Source organism: Micrococcoides hystricis (assembly GCF_042434215.1).
Classification (GTDB): domain Bacteria; phylum Actinomycetota; class Actinomycetes; order Actinomycetales; family Micrococcaceae; genus Micrococcoides; species Micrococcoides hystricis.
Map to the genome: position 1 here is coordinate 313,366 of NZ_JBHLUB010000001.1, position 19,232 is coordinate 332,597.

Consider the following 19,232-nt stretch of genomic DNA (forward strand, 5'->3'; position numbering starts at 1 on the left):
TTTGTTACCTCACGCATGGAACCATCTAGGTGTTAGCACTCCCTAGTGGCTAGTGCTAAAACTGCTCTATTCAGTGTAATACCTTTACCCGGTTTTGTCGGCGCGCACGCGTACAGTAGTGGTCATGAACACGCAGTGGGGACCGAGCGACCTCGGAGATTTGCGCGCCGGCCAAGGTCGGCAGATCCGTCAGCAGCCAGCCGAATCGGGACTGGTGATCGAAGAAACCGAATCCGGGTGGGTCGGTGCCATCCTTCGTGTCGAAAAAGCTGGCGGCATGCACGTGGTGGTCCTAGAAGACCGGCACGGCAAGACACGATCCTTCCCGTTGGGCTTCGGTTTCTTACTCGAAGGCGAACCAGTCGAACTGACCCCATCGGCCACACCCAAGGCACCGCGGCCGAGCACGTCAAACCGCACAGCATCCGGCTCGCGTGCGCGCAGCAGCCAGCAGGCCACGGTTGCGCGGGCGGCGAAATTCTGGGTCGAAGGAACGCACGATGCGGAACTGGTCGAGAAAATCTGGGGCGAAGATCTGCGCGAACTCGGTATCGCGGTGGAACCGATCGGCGGAATCGACGATTTGCCCGCCATGATTCAAGCGTTCGGTCCGCACCGTCAGGCTCGACTAGCGGTCCTCGTCGATCACCTCGTTCCCGGCTCTAAGGAGACGCGAATCGTAGAGCAGGTGCGCGCCAACCGGCAGTGGGCTGACACAGTTCTGGTTCTCGGACACCCCTACGTAGACGTGTGGCAATCAGTGAAACCCAAGGCACTCGGGATTGCGGCCTGGCCCAGCATTGACCGCAGCGTGGAATGGAAACGCGGCGTGTTGCAGGCCTTCGGGCTGCCACATGGCAACCAACGAGACATTGCTCACGGTTGGAAGCTCATTCTTGCCCGAGTGCGCAACTATGCCGACCTGGAACCCTCATTTCTGGGCCGTGTAGAGGAACTCATCGACTTTCTCACCCAAGACGATGAAGACAGATACGCCTAGAAAAGCCGCGTAACAGGCGAGTCTACGCGCAGGTAGTTGCAGATTGATGGATTAGAATGGAAGCAAAATTTGCACCCGATGACGCCACTGACGGCCTCACCGTTTCTGAGAAAGAGTGTTAATGACAACCGCCAATCAGGGAAACACTGGACAGCAACAGGTCCCACAGGATCCTGCCCCGGCTGTTCCGCCGTTGACCCCGGCTGAAGACCGCCAGTGGGCTACCATCGCCCACTTCGGTGCGATTCTGGGCGCGTTGCCGTCACTGGTCATCTACCTCATCTTCCGTGACCGCGGCCCGTTCACCGCGCAAGAATCCAAAGAAGCACTCAACTTCACGCTGCCGCTCACAGTGATCTTCATCCTGGCCAACATCTTGGCATTGCTGCCCTTGTTCGGCTGGATCTTCGGCCTCGGCGCCGTCATCGTCTGGATCTTCATGACCATCTCCGGGGTCATTGCCGGCATCGAATGCAATAAGGGCCGCCCGTACCGGTACCGCTTCAACCTGCGTCTGCTCTAGACCCAACGACGAAGCTTTAAAAGAACCGTCAGGAACACGCAGAGGTTCCTGGCGGTTCTTTTGTTTCCGCCGTTTTATCAGCTGCGCCGTCAGCCTCGCCTTTAGTAGGTGGCGAAAGCTTGTTCGATCGCTGCCGGACCAAACCCGTGGGCGAGGCACAACTGCAGCAAAATCCGTGCGTGCTGGGGTGACAAATCACTGTTCGGCACCAGCTTTCGGTCCAGCAACGAGGTCCGGCTCAACACGCGTGGGTCATCAAAAGCCCGGGTAGCCTGTACGACTACCACCCCGGATGCGACGGCTTCATCAAGCGCCTCATCAATGCCCGGGGTATTAGTACCCGGTGGGAACCCGATGGCAATCAAACCGGTCGCACCCGCCTCCACAAACGCCCGAACCGCTACCCCATCGGCCTGACCGTATCCGTACACGATGTCTACCCGGGGCAAAGATGCGTCGGTCTGATGGTCCCGGCACGTTTGCTCCCAACAGCGGGCGAAGGCACTGGTGCTGGTGTGTAGCTGGACCGGTACACGCGAGATTCGTACAGACCCGTCCACCGTGACGCCCCCGACAGGCCCAGCCACCGGACTGGTCAGAGCGTCCAAGCGGTGGTTACTACGTTTGGTGACATCGCGTGCACTGTGCACCGTCTGATCCATGACCACCACGACGCCAAGCCCCGAAGTCTGCTCAGCAGCCGCGGCACGAACCGCGTCAACAAAGTTCAGCTGGGCATCGCTACTGAGGGTGCGTGGCGGTCTCTGCGAACCCACGATGACCACTGGTTTTTCGGTGTCGAGAACCAGATGCAGGAAGAAGGCGGTTTCTTCCAGCAGACCGGTGCCATGAGTGATGACTAAGCCATCGACATCGTCTTCATCCAGAGTTTGCTGAGCCATGGCAGCCAACCTGAACCAGTCGGCAGTGCTGAGTCGTTTACTGCGCAACTGCCCGAAAGGCAGCGGAGAAATCTCCGCGACCTCCCGGATCTGGGGATTCAACGCCAACACGTCTTCGGTGGATAAAACCTGGCCAGAATCCAAATAGCTCAGATAATCCAGAGACCCGGTTCCAGCATTACTGATGGTCCCACCCGTGCCAATGACAGCAATTCGTTTCATACCCGAAGCATAGCGCCGCGATCAGAAATCGAGGAGACGCCGAACCACTTCATCCGCCAACAGCCGCCCCTTCAGGGTCAACACAATTCTTCCCCTCTCCAGGGCTGCTGGATCAATAAGACCTTGCTCCAGCAGCGGGGTGCAGCGATGCGCCAAGGTTTGCGGTGAGAGTCCAAGACGGCTCTCAGCCATCCCCTCAACCAAGCGTGTCTGCAGCAGCACATCCTCAAGCAGTTGGGCCTGCTCATCCGGGATCTCCATCCCCAGAGCCGGTGAATGGCCCGCCTGAAGACGATCGGCGTAAGCACGTGGATGCTTTACATTCCAGAACCGATAATTGCCCAAGTGCCCGTGCGCGCCCGGTCCATAGCCCCACCAGTCTTGATTCAACCAGTAGTAGCGATTGTGGGCGGAGCGGCGGTCATCGCTGCGCGCCCAGTTGCTCAGTTCATACCACTGGTACCCTGCGGCGTTCAGCAATTGGTCCGTGAGCTCGTATTTCTCCGCCTGATCATCCGGGTTCGGGTACGGGTAAACCCCACGCTTCATCTGGGCTGCCAGCTTGGTACCCTCTTCGATGATCAAGGCGTAGGCGGACACGTGGTCAGGTTCCAGTGCTGTGACCAGCTCCAAGGTGTGCCGGTAGTCGGCAACGCTCTCCCCCGGCGTCCCATAAATCAGATCTAGGCTCACCTGCAGGCCCGCAGCCTTGACCAGTTCCACGGCATCGGGGATGCGGGCCGGGTCATGAGTGCGGTCAAGGACCTCGAGCACATGGGGCACGGCGGACTGCATGCCGATTGAGACACGATTGACCCCGGCGTCGGCAAGCGTCTGGACCAGCTCGGCGGTGATGGTGTCCGGGTTGGCTTCAACCGTGACCTCCGCACCCGCTTCAAGCCCGAAGGTCTCCTGCAGGGCCACGAGGATCTTGGCCAAGTCCGCACCCGGCAACAGGGTCGGTGTTCCCCCGCCGAAGAAGACCGAAGACAAAGCTCGTGCCGGGATGCCGGTCTGGGCCATGACACGCTGTGACAGCTCCACCTCTGTGAGCAATGTCTGCGCATAGTTCAGCAGATCAGCCCCGCCACCCAACTCGTGGGCAGTGTAGGTATTGAAGTCGCAATAACCGCAGCGCACCGCGCAGAACGGGATATGGACGTACGCGGAGAAGGTGCGCGCCTCTTCGGCGCGGGCCTGGGGCGGGAGGCTGCCATCCAACGCTGGAATGGCAGACCCGTCCAGTTCATGGGCGGGCATGAACTATTTGCGGCCCTTCTCGGTGCCACCGTCGGCCGAGAGCGCGGCGATGAAGGCTTCCTGCGGGACCTCCACGCGCCCGACCATCTTCATGCGCTTCTTGCCTTCCTTCTGCTTCTCCAGAAGTTTGCGCTTACGAGAGATGTCACCGCCATAACACTTAGCAAGCACGTCCTTGCGGATCGCCCGGATGTTTTCACGCGCAATAATCCGGGAGCCGATGGCGGCCTGAATCGGCACCTCGAACTGCTGCCGCGGAATCAACTCACGCAGCTTCTGGGTCATCATGACACCGTACGAGTACGCCTTGTCCTTGTGCGTGATCGCGGAGAACGCGTCCACCTGCTCGCCCTGTAGCAAGATGTCCACCTTGACCAGATCGGAAACCTGTTCCCCGTCGGCCTTCCAGTCAAGGGATGCGTAGCCCTTGGTCCGGGACTTGAGCTGATCGAAGAAGTCGAAGACGATTTCTGCCAGCGGGATCCAATAGCGCAGCTCGACACGTTCCTCGGAGAGGTAGTCCATGCCGCGCATATTGCCTCGTTTGGACTGGCACAGCTCCATGACGGCACCCACATAGTCGGAAGGGGTGATGATGGTGGCGTTCACCATCGGTTCGTGAACCTCAAGGATCTTTCCTTCCGGGTATTCGGAAGGGTTCGTCACCTTGAAACGGGTCTTATCCTCGGTCACGACCTCGTATTCAACGTTCGGTGCAGTGGAAATCAGGTCTAGGTTGAACTCGCGTTCCAGCCGCTCCCGCACAATCTCCAAGTGCAGCAAGCCAAGGAAGCCAACACGGAAACCGAAACCAAGGGCCACCGAGGTTTCTGGTTCATAGGCCAGGGCCGCGTCGTTGAGCTTGAGCTTATCCAGTGCATCACGCAGCACCGGGTAGTCGGACCCATCAATCGGGTACAGCCCGGAGAACACCATTGGTTGCGGTTCTTCGTAGCCGCCCAAAGATTCTTCGGCCGGGTCCGCGGCCAAGGTGACGGTGTCACCCACCTTTGACTGGCGCACGTCCTTGGCGCCGGTGATCAGATAACCCACTTCTCCAACCGAGAGGCCTTTGGCCGGTTCTGGGGTCGGTGACGAGACACCCACTTCCAGCAGCTCGTGGGTTGCCCCGGTGGCCATCATTTCGATCTTCTGGCGGGGGCCAATCTTTCCATCGACCATGCGCACATAGGTGACCACACCACGGTAGGTGTCATAGACCGAGTCAAAAATCATGGCGCGGGCCGGAGCGTCCGCCACACCCTCAGGTGGCGGGATCTCACGAACAATCTTGTCCAACAGTTCCTCTACACCGACGCCGGTCTTGCCCGAAACGCGCAACACATCGTCGGCGTCCACGCCGATGAGGTTCGCAATCTCGGCCGCGTACCGGTCAGGGTCAGCTGCGGGCAGATCGATCTTGTTCAGCACCGGGATGATGGTCAGATCGTGTTCCATCGCCAAGTACAGGTTGGCCAGGGTCTGCGCTTCAATCCCCTGAGCCGCATCTACCAGCAGCAATGCGCCTTCACACGCTGCCAAAGAACGCGAAACCTCATAGGTGAAGTCCACGTGCCCGGGGGTGTCGATCATGTTCAGGATGTGAGCTGTACCCTCGACGTCCCAAGACATGCGTACAGCCTGAGACTTAATGGTGATGCCACGTTCACGCTCAATATCCATGTTGTCCAGATACTGGGCCCGCATCTCACGCTGCTCCACCGTGCCAGTGGACTGCAGCATGCGGTCTGCCAGCGTCGACTTGCCGTGGTCAATGTGCGCGATGATGCAGAAGTTGCGAATCACCGAAGGGTCGGTGGCGCCAGGTACCGGTGCGGTACGGGCGTGAGGAGACATACAGCTCTTCCCTTTCCAGAAAAACTACAACACCCCATTGTTTCATGTTTTAGTCTCCACCATGGTTTGGAGGTGGTAGCGTAAGGAAAATGAGTAGTCCTTTTCCGCGTAATCTCCGGCAACTCATGGGCACCGCGCGCCGCTTAAAGAACGCGCTCTCCCCACTTATGCGCTCGTCTTCGGGCACAACCAAGTCACGGCAGCAAAGCCGAGGGCGCTCTCCCCAGAATTCCGCCAACTGTACCGCCGATCAGCATCTAGGACGCGCCTACCCCGGCGACTTCACCGGAAGCGCACAGTTGGAGTACTCCCCCAAAGCCGATGGGAAACCCGATCCCGGTGAAATCGTCTGGACGTGGGTTCCCTACGAAGAAGATCACTGCCAAGGAAAAGACCGCCCGGTCCTGCTCGTCGGACGCAATGGGAAATATCTGCTGGCCGCCATGCTGACCACCCGGGACCGCAACAACACGCACGAACATGACCCGAATTATCTGGACATCGGTACCGGGCCATGGGACCGGAAACGCCGCCCCAGCGAAGTGAAATTAGACCGGATTCTGCAGATTCATCCCGACGATGTCCGCCGCAACGGCGCCATCCTTGACGAGCAACGATTCCGTTTTGTCCAGGAGCGGCTGGAACAGAATCACGGCTGGTACCACTAGGGGCGCGTGTGTTGTCAACCAACGGACGAAAAGTCTGTTAGAATTTTTAGCTGTGTGTCCGCGTAGGTCATCGGGCACATCCAGCACGTTTCGTTGCCCGGCATTCCCCCGCCACATCTCAGTTGCAGCGAACGACGCGGATAATCCCTCACCGACCAAACCGCATAAGACAACCAACCAGAGAGATTTTTACTCCGTGGCAAACATCAAGTCCTCCAAGAAGCGCATCCTCGTCAACGAAAAGGCTCGCGTCCGTAACGTCGCCGTTCGTTCCGAACTGAAGACTGTGGTGCGCAAGGTCAACAAGGCTGTCGAGGCCGCCGAAAAGGAACAGGCTCAGGAAGCCCTGCAGGTTGCCAGCCGCAAGCTGGATAAGGCCGTCTCCAAGGGCGTTATCCACAAGAACCAGGCTGCTAACCGCAAGTCCAAGCTGGCCGCTAAGGTCAACGCCCTCTAAGTAGGCTGCCGCTTAGCCGCATTCAATATTTTCTGAAGGCCGACTGCTCGACTGAGCGGTCGGCCTTCAACGTTTAACCGGCCTCATGTTTTTGCAAGCCGCTCACGGCATCGGGCTAGACGTCCCGGCCGACGGCTAGCTGGGAAACTTTCAACACGACCTGCTCGCAGGCGTATTCGGCGTCCCGGCTCAGGCCCTTGACCTGGTGGTCTGCGTGGGCAATCAGCTCTAGGGCTCGACCGATACGACGGCCGTCCCAATGCCGGGCCGAGCGTGCGGCATGTTCGGCCTGCCACGGTGGCAGACCGAGTTTTGCGGCGGCACTTTGGGAAGAATATGCGCCATCAGAAATCAAGGCGATCTGTCGGGCCTTGGCCGCCAAGGCGGCGACAACCAGCAACGGTGGAGTGCCCGTTTCCAAACAGTGGCGGTTCAACTCCAAAGCAGAGGTGATCTGACCGCCCAATGCAGCATCGGCGACCTTGAAGGTGGCTACCTCGACGCGTCCGCCGTAATACTGTTCAACGGCATCGACACCCACATCACCGGTGACGATGTTGATCAGCTGCTCGGCACCGGCGGCAAGTTCGGCCACGGAGTTACCTAAGGCCGAGACCAGAACGGTAGCAGCCTCCGGAGAGATACGGCGTTTCTCGTCAGCAAAAATACGCCGCACCAGTTCGGTCTTGTCTCGCTCCGATTTGATTTCCGGGCATTCCACGACCGACGCCTTCTTCTTCAAGGCATCTAGGAGCCGCTTGCCCCGGTTCCCGCCGCGGTGCCGGTAAACCAAAACCGCATCGGGTTCGGGGCCGGACAAGAGATCAAGTGCGTCCGTGAGGAACGCGTCATTCATCTTCTCCAACGAGTCCACGTAGATGGCGTTGGCGCCACCGAATAAGGAAGGTGCGGTCAGCATGGTTAGCTGTCCGGCCTCGTAGCTGGGGGCATCGAGCTGGTGAATCTGAATATCGGGGTCTTGGGCCCGTAGCTGTTCCCGGACACGCTGCCAGACCCACGAGGCAGAATAGTCTTCCTTACCGGCCAGCAGCATGAGCGATGCGGGAGTAAACTGGCGGAAGCTCAACACATCCGTGTTTCTTCGCTTCGGTGACGCCATCGGTAAATACTCTCCTTGCCCTGTCCTAGAATTGGCCCACAAGAAAACCGTTGTCGGTAAATTGGACCCATACTGATCCTAGTTCATCGGTGCGCACCACATGTGCCTGTTCTTCCTTCAGCGCCGCCACAATTTCTGGGTGCGGGTGCCCGTAATCGTTGTCAGCTCCGACAGAGATGAGAGCCAGCGAGGGGCCGAGCAGCTGCGGGACACGCGCGCTTCCATTGCGCGCCCCGTGGTGAGCCACTTTCAAAACATCGATGTTTTCAGGGATCATTCGATTTGCTTGAAGCCGGTTAAATTCCTCCTCTTCCAAGTCCCCGGTGAACAACAAGGACACATCCTCGTGTTTCAAGTGGACATGCAGCACGAGGGAGGCGTTGTTTTCGGTGTGATGTGGTTTCCTTCCCGGGGTGAGCGCCGTGACGGTCACGTGTGGGGTGCCAGCTTCACCACCGAAGGTGAATCGTTCTCCTTGCCGGGGAAAGCGAGGCTGGGTGCCCAGCTGTGGAATCTGGACATGCTTCTCCGCCGTGCCCACGCTGAGGGCTGCAACGGCCCTGTCGCGGAAGACCCCTTCGACTCCCCCGTAATGGTCGGTGTGTTGGTGGGAGATGAACAAGTGTTCAACATGGGTGACACCCAGTTCTTTCAGACACTGATCAGCTGCTTGGGGATCCGGTCCGGCGTCGATGACTACCGCCTGATCAGCTCCGGTGTTCATCACGAACATGTCGCCTTGGCCGACATCGCAAACAGCCAGATGCCAGTTGCTGCCCAGCCCCGTTGGTCGGAGCCACACCCCTAGGCCGATAAGGCAACAGCACGCGATGATGGTCGCTGCCAGCCAGCCGCTGGAACGCCCCAGATGGAAACGAAACCAGTTCCCAACAGAGCCATAACGAACGATTCGAATCATGGTTCGTATCCCTTCAGCCCGGTTGCGGTCAAGCGCCTGACTTCGCCGGCTAAGAACATGGGTACTGATCGCGACAAGCAACACGATGAGCATGCCCAAGCCATAACCGAGGCTTCCTTCCGGCCACGGCAGGAGCGCACCGGGCAGCCCCGCGGAAAAATGGCCCACGGCTCCAACGCCAATGGTGAGCCAACCGACCGGGTACAGCAGAACCTTGGCTAGGGCCGGCAGCCACAGAACAAACGGCAACGCGGCCGTCCCAAGCAGAGTAATCAACGGCACCAACGGGGTGACCAACACGTTGGCTGCCACCGAGTGGGTCGGCAACGCGCCCGTGGCCGGGCCGAGCACCGGAATGGTTGCGATGGTCGCCGCGACCGCCACGGCGGTGGCTTGGGCAAGGATTCTTGGCACCCAGACCGGAAAGAGGTTGCTCAACGCAGTACCCCAGACGATGATCCCCCACGTCGCGGCCACGGAGAGCTGAAATGCAAGATCGGTGACGTACCACGGGTCGAAGAGGAGGAGCCCGATACACGCGACGTACAGAAGCGGAAGCGTTTTTCGGCCGCGTCCGGCGAACACTGCGATCGCGCCGACAAGGCCCATCACCCCGGCACGCAACACGGACGGTTCAAAACCAACAACTAAAATAAATAAAATCAGGGCCACGGAACTGGCGAGCATCTGTAACCACATCGGCAACCTGAGCCTGCGCATCAGGGTGGTGACAACCCCGAAGACGAGCGCACAATTAGCTCCGGAGACGGCACTGAGATGTGACAGACCGGAGACTTTCATGTCAGTGCGCAGCTGCTCATCGTGTTCGGAGGTGTCCCCCACGATCATGGAGGCGATCAGTGCGCTACCGCGCTGGTGCTCGGTACTGGCATCGATGCCGTCAAAACCGGTCCGGTGTTCCCGCCCAAGTTCCAGCAGACGCTCCCGGAGCCGCTCGAAAATGTCGGGGTCTTGCTCGCTGAGAACTTCGACGGGACCTCGCACGGTAACGAATGCCTGAATCCGAGACAGTGAGGGCGGTTCTTGAGCGAGGACGATCCCGCGAACCACCGTCCCCGCCCCGTAGGTCAGGGGTTGATCCGAGCGCAACCACACGGGCCAAGCGCTCTTCACCGGCTGGTCAACCCCGTTGCGGTGTTGTAACGCCAACACATGGGCGGCCGCTTCATAACTGGTTTGGCCGAACTGGTTGGTTCTCTTCTGAGGCTGTTGAGATAGCTCGATCACCGCCCGGAAGCTTTGCTGCTCGCTCATGTAGTGGCGAAAGTTGGCCTCGTCCCAAGAGCTTTTCTGGGCTGCAACGGAAGAGACAACGATAACGCTGGCCGCGCAAATCAGAGCGACATGTAAGATGCTCATGCGCAACCAGCGCCGGCCCCGGCAGGTCTCTAGGGGCGAACGGTACGCCCACCAAAGGTACCCGCCGGCAGTCAATGCTATGGCTAAGCCGATCCGCCAAAAAAGTGCCAACTGCGGTTCCGGCAGCACAACCGCCAAGAGGGTGACCAGCACGAGCCCGGCGGTCAGGGGCACCAGACGCCAATCGCCGGGAGATTTACGGCGGGATGGACTGTGGTTAGAACTCGAGTTGGTCACGGAACTTCTCGACCGTGGCAGGACCTATCCCCCGGACCGCGGTCAATTCTTCGGGCGATGCGAAGGGCCCAAACTGTTCGCGATGGCTGATGATCTTCGCGGCGGTGGCGGGTCCAACACCCGGCAGTTGCTCTAGGCCGGCGGCATCAGCCGTGTTCACGTTCACCTTCACACCATCACCAGCGGCGGACTGCGAACCATCAGGTGGAGTACTTGCAGTCTGGTTCCCAGGCCGCTGTCCGGGTGGGCTGGCTGGAGCTTGCTTGGCCTCTTTCTTTGTCAAGATCCGTATCTGGGCACCGTCTTGGATCTTCTCGGCCAGGTTGACCGAGTCGGGTGCGGCCTCGGCACTGAGACCGCCAGCTTTTTCAACGGCTTCAAAGACCCGTGCGCCTTCTGCCAAGAGGACGATCCCGGGCTTGGCTACGGCGCCGACCACGTGCGCGGTGACTCGACCGCCATCTTCTTCGGTGGCGACAGCCTCCTCACCGGGACGTGGTTCGACCGGTCCCTCTTCTTCGTGACTCAGGGTCTTCGGTGGTGTTTGAACGTGCGTGTGGTCAGGCTCGATGAGTTTGAGAAACACGAAGACCGACGTGGCCAAGATGGCCAGCAGCACGACACCCATTCTCAGGTTCAGGCGTGGGCGAAGGCTGGCGGTACCGGTTGCGGATCTCATGCCGTGACAGTGACACAAGAAGACATGTCAGATCTGCGACAACCCAACACACCTGCGTATCTTCAGGCTCATGTCCTATCTGTGGAGGACAGGGAGTGGTGGTGAGCCGTTGCCGGCTCACGGCGGGGCTAGGCGGGCTTGCGCTCCTGATGCGGGCTGAGCGTCACCCCGATAGAGCCCAAGCCGGTGTGGGCCGCTAGGACCGCCGGTAGCGGCAGGAGCGGCACGGGCAAACTGGAGAGTGGCTGGAAAGTCTTGATCAGGTTTTCTGCTGCAGTGCGGTCCCCGAAGTAGTGCACGGCGATCCGGTGCGGACTGGAGCTCGCGGTCGTGGTGACCAAATCACTGATGCGCTCTAAGGCCCGGTCGAAACTACGGGTGTTTTCCGCTAGTTGGATCGCGCCGTCGGAAAGGTACAGCACGGGTTTGACGTTCAGGATCGCGCCGAGCAATCCGGAGAGGGCGTTGATTCGTCCGCCCCTGCGCAAGGCTTCCAGATTCGCCACCGTGAAGAACGCCCCCTGGGCTTTCTTTTCCGCATCAAGAAAATCCGTGACCTCGGTGGCGTTGTACCCTAGCGCGATGAGCAGCAGGGCGTCGAGCACCATATAGCCCTGGGCCATGGCTGCTGCCCGAGTGTCAATGACGTCCACCGGAATCGTGACGTCTTCGGCGGCGAGGATGGCCGCATCCACGGTGCCGGAGAGTCGGCCGGACAGATGCAGGGAGATGATGTGTTGGTAGCCTTCACGTTCCAGCTGCTGGTAGACCTCGCGGATGTGTCCGGGCGCCGGTCGGGAGGTTTGGATGCGTTTACCGGTCGCCAGTGCGACGGGTAGCTCGGAGCCGGGTCCGGTGACCCCTTCGGTGTAGATTTGTCCGTCGACCATGACCGGCATCGGGATGATCCGTAAATGCTCGGTGCCGGGGATTTCCCGTATTTCCGGTGGCAACGCGCACGCCGAGTCCGTGACGACGGCGATGCGGTTGCGTTTGGTCAGCGACCGCAGCAGTACCTGAAAGGAGGGCCGGTGCTTTTTGAGTTCACTGCGGATCCCTTCCAACCACTGTGGAAGGGATCCATCGGTGAACTCTGCCGCGACCATCTGGTGCCGGTGACCTTAGTTGTTCGGGACGATATTGATCAGTTTCGGGGCACGGTTGATGATCATGCGTACACCCTTATCCCCGATGGCGCGCTGCACATTGGCCGAGGCCAGCGCGAGGGCTTCGAGCTCTTCTTCGGAAATGTTCGGCGAGACTTCAAAGCGGTCACGGACCTTGCCCTTGACCTGGGCGACGGCGGTGATGGTGTCTTCCACCAACAGGGCCGGATCGACTTCAAGCCAACTGGACGTGGCCACGGATGGCTCGTAACCGAGCAGCTCCCACATCTCTTCGGCCGTGTACGGGGCAACCAAGGACAGTAGCTGGGCGACCACCGTGACGGCTTCATGCACGGCCGGGTCGGTCACACCGGCGCCGGAGTCAATCTGCTTGCGGGTGGTGTTGACCAGTTCCATGGTGCGGGCAATGACCACGTTGAAGCGCTGGCTGTCCAGCAGACGGGCGGCCTCATCGACCGTCTTGTGGGTGGCCTGCCGCAGCGCGGTGGCACCTTGGCTGTAGTCAACGTCCGGGCCGACGCCTGCGGCGTTGAGGTCCGCGGCAAGACGCCAAGCGCGGTTCAGGAACTTTACGGAGGCGCCCGGGGAAACATCGGCCCAGTCGATGTCATCTTCCGGTGGGGAGGCAAAGACCATGGTGAGCCGGATGGCGTCAACACCGTACAGGTCGAGCTGCTCCCCCAAATCCACGCCGTTGCCCAGCGACTTGCTCATGGCTTTACCGCCGTTGAGTACTTGGCCCTGGTTCAGCAAGGCGGAAAACGGTTCGTCAAAGTCGATCAGTTTCAGATCGTGCAGCACCTTGGTCAGGAACCGGGAGTAGAGCAGGTGCAAGATGGCGTGCTCAACGCCGCCCACATACTGGTCGACTGGACCCCACTTGTTGACTTCGGCTGAGTCAAAAATCTTCTCGTCGTTGTTCGGGTCGATGTAGCGCAGGAAGTACCAGGACGAGTCCACGAAGGTGTCCATGGTGTCGGTGTCACGCACGGCGGCACCACCACATTGCGGGCACGGTACGTTCTTCCAATCATCGTTGGCGGCCAGCGGTGACTGGCCTTTCGGTGCCAAGTCCTCGCCGCGCATGTCTTCTGGCAGCGTCACCGGTAGCTGTGCCTCGGGCACCAGCACTTCGCCACAATCGTCGCAGTGCACCACCGGAATCGGGGTGCCCCAGAAGCGCTGGCGGGAGATCAACCAGTCACGCAGACGATAGTTCGTCGCGGCCTCACCGGTGCCGGCCTCACCGAGCAGTTCGATGGCCTTGGCAATGGCTTCATCCTTGGGCAGACCATTCAGCGGGCCGGAGTTGACCAGCACACCATCACCCATGGTCGCCACCTTGGAGACAGCCGGGTCTTCTTCACCGGTGTCCACCACCATGCGGATGGGCAGATCCATAGCGGCGGCAAATTCGATGTCTCGGTCGTCATGGGCCGGCACAGCCATAATCATGCCGGTGCCGTAATCGGCCAGAACATAGTCGGAGGCCCACACCGGGATTTCTTCGCCGGAGAGTGGATTGATGGCGGTGCGGCCTAGGTAGACACCGGTCTTCTTCCGTTCGGTGGAGAGCCGGTCAATGTCGGAGAGGTGGGACAGCTGCTCGCGGTACGCGTCCAACTCGGCAGCATGCTCGGGAGCAACCAGCTCCTCCGCCAGCGCGGCATCGGCGGCCACGACCATGAAGGTGGCACCGTACAGGGTGTCTGGCCGGGTGGTGTAGACGGTCACGTCCTTGCCGGCCTGCGCGCCCTGCTCCTTGATCTGGAAGCGGACGGTGGCACCGGTGGACTTGCCAATCCAGTTGTTCTGCATGGCCAGGACCCGCTCGGGCCAGTGCCCGTGCAAGCCTTCCATGTCGGCCAGTAGCTCTTCGGCATATTCGGTGATCTTGAAGTACCACTGATTCAGCGTCTTCTTGGTGACCTCGGTACCGCAGCGTTCACACAGCCCGCCAACAACCTGCTCATTGGCTAGAACGGTCTGGTCTTTCGGGCACCAGTTGACCGGGTGGTCCTTCCGGTAGGCCAGGCCGGCCTTATGCAGCTGCTGGAAGATCCACTGAGTCCACTTGTAGTACTCCGGATCCGAGGTGTGCAGACGGCGGGACCAGTCGGATGCAATCGCGAAACGTTTGAACGACTCGGCCTGAGTCTCAATGTTGGCGTAGGTCCACTCGGATGGGTGCGCGTTGTTCTTGATGGCTGCGTTTTCCGCAGGCAGGCCGAAGGAGTCCCAGCCGATGGGGTGCAGCACATCGTAGCCGCGCAGTTTCCAGTAGCGGGCGACGACGTCCGCCATCGCAAATGCTTCGGCGTGGCCCATGTGCAGGTCCCCTGACGGGTACGGGAACATGTCCAGCACGTAGCGGCGTTCCTTGGAGCCGTCATCGAGGGGTTTGAACACCTGAAGGTCTTCCCAGACGGGCATCCATTTAGCTTCGAGCTCCTTGAACGAGTAGCTGCGTTCAGTGGTGGGTGCATTCTGGGAGTTGGTCGTGCTCAAGTTCTTCCTACCTTGTGTCTAAAAAGCTCAACTCAGTTTATCAGTGATCACGGCTCACTCCGGCCAGCCCCAGCTGTCGTCAAAGCCCTGTGATCGGGCCTATCCGAGCCAGTTGCGGGTACGCTCAATCGCGCGGTGCCAGTACCGCAGCAACTCGGCCCGTTCTTCCGGATCCATGCTCGGGCTGAATTCGGTATCCAGCTGCCAGAGTTCGGCAAGATCCTCAAGGTCGGTGAAGTGCCCGACGCCGAGACCGGCAGCCAGGGCGGCACCTCGTGCAGTCGTTTCGATCACCGTGGGGCGTTGCACAGGAACGTTCAACAGGTCAGCCTGGAACTGGAGGAGCTGATCGTTGACGGCCATCCCACCATCAACCTTGATGGACTCCAGATCCTGCCCGGTGGAGTCAGCCAACGCGGTGAGCACATCCACTGACTGATAGGCCGTCGACTCCAGTGCCGCCCGCAAAATATGGGCGTTGGTGGTGTACCCGGTCATGCCGATCAACAGCCCTCGAGCATTGGTGTCCCAGTACGGGGCATAAAGTCCCGAGAACGCCGGGACGAAGTAGACTCCCCCGGTGTCATCCACGGAGGCGGCGACCTCCACCAAAGTCTCGGTGTCCGGCACCAGTTGTACCTGATCGCGCAGCCATTGCAAAGCGGAACCCGCAACGGCAATGGAGCCTTCCAGTGCGAAGCTGCGCGGCTGATCACCGATCTGATAGGCCACGGTCGGAATCAGCCCGTGTTCAGAACTGGGGATCTCGGTACCGGTGTTCTGCAGCAGGAAGCAGCCGGTCCCGTACGTGTTTTTGGTTTGACCCGCACTCACCGCGTGCTGGCCAAAAGCCGCAGCCTGCTGATCGCCTAAAATAGCTGTGATCTTCACCCCAGCAATACACTCCGGCATCGTCACGGTGCCGAAGTCCCCGGCCGATGGGCGGATCTGAGGCAAAATCTCAGCCGGAATCTCGAACAACTGGCACAGCGTTTCGTCCCATTGATCCTCTTGAAGGTTGTAGAGCATCGTGCGGGATGCATTGGTCACATCCGTTGCAAAGACCTCCCCGCCAGTGAGGTTATGCAACAACCATGTATCCATGGTCCCGACACATACCTCACCACGTTTCGCGCGATCGGCCAGATCTGGATCATGCCGCAAAAGCCACGAGATCTTCGAGGCGGAGAAATAAGCCGTCAACGGTAACCCCGAACGCTTCTTCACCTCCGCAGAAAGAGTGTCGGAGTGCTCGTCCAACCAGTCCTGAGTACGGCTGTCCTGCCAGACGATCACCGGGGTCAGAGGCTCTCTGGTCTCCCGATCCCAGAACACCACCGACTCACGTTGGTTCGTGATGCCTAACGCCAAGAGCTGCTCGAGCTCGACTTCGGCCGCAGTCATCACGTTCTCGATGACCTGGCTGGTATTGGACCAAATCTCTTCGGCGCTGTGTTCCACCCAGCCCGGCTGCGGGTGGTACTGACGATGCTCGGCTGCAGCAACCTCACGGATCTGACCGTCCACGGTGAAGAGAATTGCCCGGGTCGAGGTCGTGCCCTGATCAATCGCCAAGAAGTATTGCTCCATGAAAACCGAGATTACCCCAGCAGCGAGGGCTCATGAAGGAACTCAAGCGACACTGGTGCGTGTGAAGCAACGGTAGGCTACAAGAGTGACTTCACTCTTGACCCGTATCCAAGGCATCATCCGGGCACCCCAGCTGGCGAGTACGCCGGAGCAACTCACCGGCTTCCCCGCTCGGACAGACAACCTGCCACGCTGGCAGCAGAGCCAGGCGAGCGATGCCATCTACTCGGCACAACTGAGCAAGGGTGAAATCAAGTACTGGGTGTACCCCACTGACACGGATCCATCGAACCGACCATGGCTGCTCATGATTCACGGTTTCCGAGGGGACCACCACGGCCTGTCTAACCTCGTGGACGGACTGGGCGATTTCAACCTGTTGGTACCTGATCTGCCAGGTTTTGGTCTCAGCCCGGTCATGAACCAAACCCACAGTGTTGGCAACTACGCCGCCATGCTGCGTGAGCTTGTTAACCAAGTCCTGCCCCAAGAACCGTTCTATCTTTTAGGTCACTCATTCGGCTCGATTGTCGCCACTAAACTTGCCACCGATCTGCCGAACCTCGCAGCTCTCGTGCTGGTCAATCCGATTGCGGAGTTGCCCCTCTCTGCCAGCAACAAAGTGATGTCGGTGCTGACCGCGCAATATTACCGAGCGAGCTCCCTACTGCCCCGCCGATTAGGTTACGCACTGCTGCGCTCGCCATTGGTCGTACGGTTCATGACCGAATTCATGGTCGTCAGTTCCGATGAACAAATCCGTGCACTGGCCCACGAACAACACGATCGGTACTTTTCGGGTTTCGCATCACGACAGGTGCTCGAAGAAGCATATCGGGCGTCCATCTCACATCACTGTGGCATGGATGCCGCCGACGTTCCGGTTCCCGTCCTGCTCATAGCTGGTGCGCTAGATCCCCTAGGTTCGGTTGAGGCTCAACAAGAACTGGCGGCGCTGTTCCCACGTCAGACGCAGTTGGTCGTCCTGCCAGAGGTCGGTCATCTGATCCACTACGAAAAAGCCCCTGAAGCCGTAGAAGCAATCCGGCGTTTTCTACCCGTGGAGCTCAACTAAGCTGATCAGCCAGTCGGTCCCTCTTCTTGGAAGAGGGAGTCGCAGCCGAAGCCGTTGGGATTTTCGTCGCAGTTTTCATCCACCGGGTAGACCTTCTTGCGCCAGATATCCATGGACGCTGTCTCCGAAGGGATCTCCAAGAACCCGACCACGGGTACCCACTCCCCGGTGCCGACCCGGAATTGTCCGCCGTAAGAGACCGTGACTTGGGCGGTGTAGGTGCCGGTCTCGGTGTAGGCGTGACTGGTCTTGGTCTCACCCTCGAACGTGCTGTCCACGGCCCCGCCACCGGTGGTGGTGGTTTGGGTGCTGCCATCTCCGTAATCCCACAGATACGACACCGGGGTGAGCTTGATCTGAACCTGCTGACCCAGCATGCTGATGGTTCGGGTGATTTCCCCGGCTTCGGTCCACATATGGATCGGCTGCTTGCGCAACCCGACGTACTTGCCCTCGCGCTTAAAATTCGCAGACAACACCTTCGTCGGAGAAACCTTCAACTTTTGCAGGTCCTCAAGGGTAACGACGATCTGGACGGTTTGGCCTTCGGCTGGTTCGACTACGGTGCCGGGGGCTGCTTCAACATCATCGGTGGCGCTGCACCATTGATGCCCGGTTGGGATCTTGGTGTTGTTGTTCCCGATCCGGTACTCCACCATCAGGTACTGTCCATCCGGGCACAAACCTAGATCGGTTTGCATGCACTCAACATCAAGGGCATCAGTCTCTGATAGCTGAGTGCAATACGGCAACGAAACCGTCGGCGGCTTCTTCGAAACGACGGACTTGTTTTCAGAATGATCAGGAGCCGGTGCTGGAGGGGCTATACCAACTTGCGGTCCTCCGGGGACTGGGTCGGAAATCACTTGCGTGGCTGTTTCCGTCTTAGCGCTAAGTTTCACCGTATCTTGATCAGCAAAGTTCACATCAGGTGATCCAAGTGCAAGGATCGCACCAAACAAGACCTGACTTACCAATCGCTTAATCATGATGTTGGTTGAGAATCAGTAGGGCCATAGTGAAGCACAACCACGCGTTGTTTCTTGGGCCAATACTGCACCCACAGAGTCCCCTTTGATAGGGAGCCAGGCTGCTCATCGTATTCGAGAGAGCTATCGTTCTTTTCGACAGCTGTTCCTGGGTTCTGTTTGACGCTGAAATTGATCCGGTAGCGTCCGTGTTCGTCGACCTCTGGTTGTTCTTGAAGCTCTAACGAGTGTGCCTTGGAGTCCACAATCCAGCCACCGGTACGGTAATGGTCGCCAATTCGTTTCTGGTACGTGTAGCAGAGCTCACAAACAGGATGAGAGACTTCGTCGAGAGCGTCCCTCTTGCCAGTTTCTTTGACGTAGTTCAAAGCTTCAAAGAAGTACCTAGCAGCTGCTTCTCGGCCTTCCTTGTTGTCCTTCTTCCCGGTTTCCGGATACTTAGGGACCTGAACGTTTTGGGCAGGATGTTCGAGAGTTGCGGGCTTGTACTCACCGGAGGTGGATGGCGAGGATCCTTGGCCCGAAGGAGATGGACTTGAAGGTGGTGTGCTTGACCCCGGGGAAGAGTTCTCTGGTGATGGTGTCTGTCCCGGAGTTTCTTCGTCGCCACAGGCAGACACAAAGAGCAGTGGCACTGCCAACGCGAGAGAAAGCAGTCGCTTGGGCAAGTTCATAGAACACTCCTTGGTGGCACACATCACGCTTTATCAATGTGGTCC

Annotated in this window: 16 protein-coding genes; 5 read left to right on the forward strand and 11 right to left on the reverse strand. The window is 59.3% G+C overall.

Annotated features, from left to right (window positions below):
* The first annotated feature begins 124 nt into the window (after positions 1-124).
* Positions 125-1,000 carry a DUF3097 family protein gene (locus ACFFFR_RS01440; protein WP_377457581.1) on the forward strand — a complete coding sequence of 292 codons (876 nt, stop codon included), beginning with the start codon at positions 125-127 and terminating at the stop codon, positions 998-1,000.
* 121 nt (positions 1,001-1,121) lie between these two features.
* On the forward strand, positions 1,122-1,523 hold the full coding sequence (locus tag ACFFFR_RS01445) for a DUF4870 domain-containing protein (RefSeq protein ID WP_377457583.1): 402 nt from the start codon (positions 1,122-1,124) through the stop codon (positions 1,521-1,523).
* Positions 1,524-1,624: 101 nt separating this feature from the next.
* Here ACFFFR_RS01445 and ACFFFR_RS01450 read toward each other — a convergent pair whose 3' ends face one another.
* The 3 genes from ACFFFR_RS01450 to lepA are packed head-to-tail and all read right to left on the reverse strand — an operon-like array spanning position 1,625 to position 5,764.
* A complete protein-coding gene (locus tag ACFFFR_RS01450) occupies positions 1,625-2,647 on the reverse strand; it encodes an asparaginase (protein ID WP_377457585.1) in 1,023 nt (340 codons plus the stop codon).
* A gap of 21 nt (positions 2,648-2,668) precedes the next feature.
* Entirely contained in the window at positions 2,669-3,907 is a 1,239-nt protein-coding gene (gene hemW / locus ACFFFR_RS01455; RefSeq protein ID WP_377457587.1) for a radical SAM family heme chaperone HemW, read from the reverse strand.
* Positions 3,908-3,910: 3 nt separating this feature from the next.
* The gene (lepA, locus tag ACFFFR_RS01460; RefSeq protein ID WP_377457589.1) at positions 3,911-5,764 is read right to left on the reverse strand and encodes a translation elongation factor 4; all 1,854 of its coding nucleotides are present in this window, start codon (positions 5,762-5,764) and stop codon (positions 3,911-3,913) included.
* An 89-nt stretch (positions 5,765-5,853) separates the two neighbouring features.
* Here lepA and ACFFFR_RS01465 point away from each other — a divergent pair, with 89 nt between their 5' ends.
* Positions 5,854-6,432 carry a type II toxin-antitoxin system PemK/MazF family toxin gene (locus tag ACFFFR_RS01465; protein WP_377457591.1) on the forward strand — a complete coding sequence of 193 codons (579 nt, stop codon included), beginning with the start codon at positions 5,854-5,856 and terminating at the stop codon, positions 6,430-6,432.
* A 196-nt stretch (positions 6,433-6,628) separates the two neighbouring features.
* Positions 6,629-6,889: a 30S ribosomal protein S20 gene (gene rpsT / locus ACFFFR_RS01470; protein ID WP_377457593.1), complete on the forward strand. Its 261-nt coding sequence runs from the start codon at positions 6,629-6,631 to the stop codon at positions 6,887-6,889.
* Positions 6,890-7,004: 115 nt separating this feature from the next.
* On the opposite strand, the gene holA is transcribed toward rpsT, so the two are convergent.
* The 6 genes from holA to glpK form a co-directional block, all read right to left on the reverse strand.
* Positions 7,005-8,009: a DNA polymerase III subunit delta gene (gene holA / locus ACFFFR_RS01475; RefSeq protein ID WP_377457595.1), complete on the reverse strand. Its 1,005-nt coding sequence runs from the start codon at positions 8,007-8,009 to the stop codon at positions 7,005-7,007.
* A 25-nt stretch (positions 8,010-8,034) separates the two neighbouring features.
* Entirely contained in the window at positions 8,035-10,545 is a 2,511-nt protein-coding gene (locus ACFFFR_RS01480; RefSeq protein WP_377457597.1) for a ComEC/Rec2 family competence protein, read from the reverse strand.
* Entirely contained in the window at positions 10,526-11,224 is a 699-nt protein-coding gene (locus tag ACFFFR_RS01485) for a helix-hairpin-helix domain-containing protein (RefSeq protein WP_377457598.1), read from the reverse strand. The genes ACFFFR_RS01480 and ACFFFR_RS01485 overlap by 20 nt, the downstream gene beginning before the upstream one ends.
* Before the next feature lie 128 nt (positions 11,225-11,352).
* Positions 11,353-12,330, reverse strand: coding sequence for a DegV family protein (locus tag ACFFFR_RS01490; RefSeq protein WP_377457600.1), 978 nt, complete (start codon positions 12,328-12,330; stop codon positions 11,353-11,355).
* 15 nt (positions 12,331-12,345) lie between these two features.
* The gene (leuS, locus tag ACFFFR_RS01495; protein WP_377457601.1) at positions 12,346-14,859 is read right to left on the reverse strand and encodes a leucine--tRNA ligase; all 2,514 of its coding nucleotides are present in this window, start codon (positions 14,857-14,859) and stop codon (positions 12,346-12,348) included.
* A gap of 99 nt (positions 14,860-14,958) precedes the next feature.
* Complete coding sequence (gene glpK / locus ACFFFR_RS01500) at positions 14,959-16,449, reverse strand: glycerol kinase GlpK (protein ID WP_377457603.1); 1,491 nt, start codon at positions 16,447-16,449, stop codon at positions 14,959-14,961.
* Positions 16,450-16,534: 85 nt separating this feature from the next.
* On the opposite strand from glpK, the gene ACFFFR_RS01505 reads away from it, so the two are divergent.
* Positions 16,535-17,524 carry an alpha/beta fold hydrolase gene (locus ACFFFR_RS01505; RefSeq protein ID WP_377457605.1) on the forward strand — a complete coding sequence of 330 codons (990 nt, stop codon included), beginning with the start codon at positions 16,535-16,537 and terminating at the stop codon, positions 17,522-17,524.
* Between the two features lie 5 nt (positions 17,525-17,529).
* Here the strand turns inward: ACFFFR_RS01505 and ACFFFR_RS01510 are convergent, their stop codons facing one another.
* Positions 17,530-18,225, reverse strand: coding sequence for a PKD domain-containing protein (locus ACFFFR_RS01510; RefSeq protein WP_377457607.1), 696 nt, complete (start codon positions 18,223-18,225; stop codon positions 17,530-17,532).
* 284 nt (positions 18,226-18,509) lie between these two features.
* The gene (locus tag ACFFFR_RS01515; RefSeq protein WP_377457609.1) at positions 18,510-19,187 is read right to left on the reverse strand and encodes a DUF6318 family protein; all 678 of its coding nucleotides are present in this window, start codon (positions 19,185-19,187) and stop codon (positions 18,510-18,512) included.
* Between the last annotated feature and the right edge of the window lie 45 nt (positions 19,188-19,232).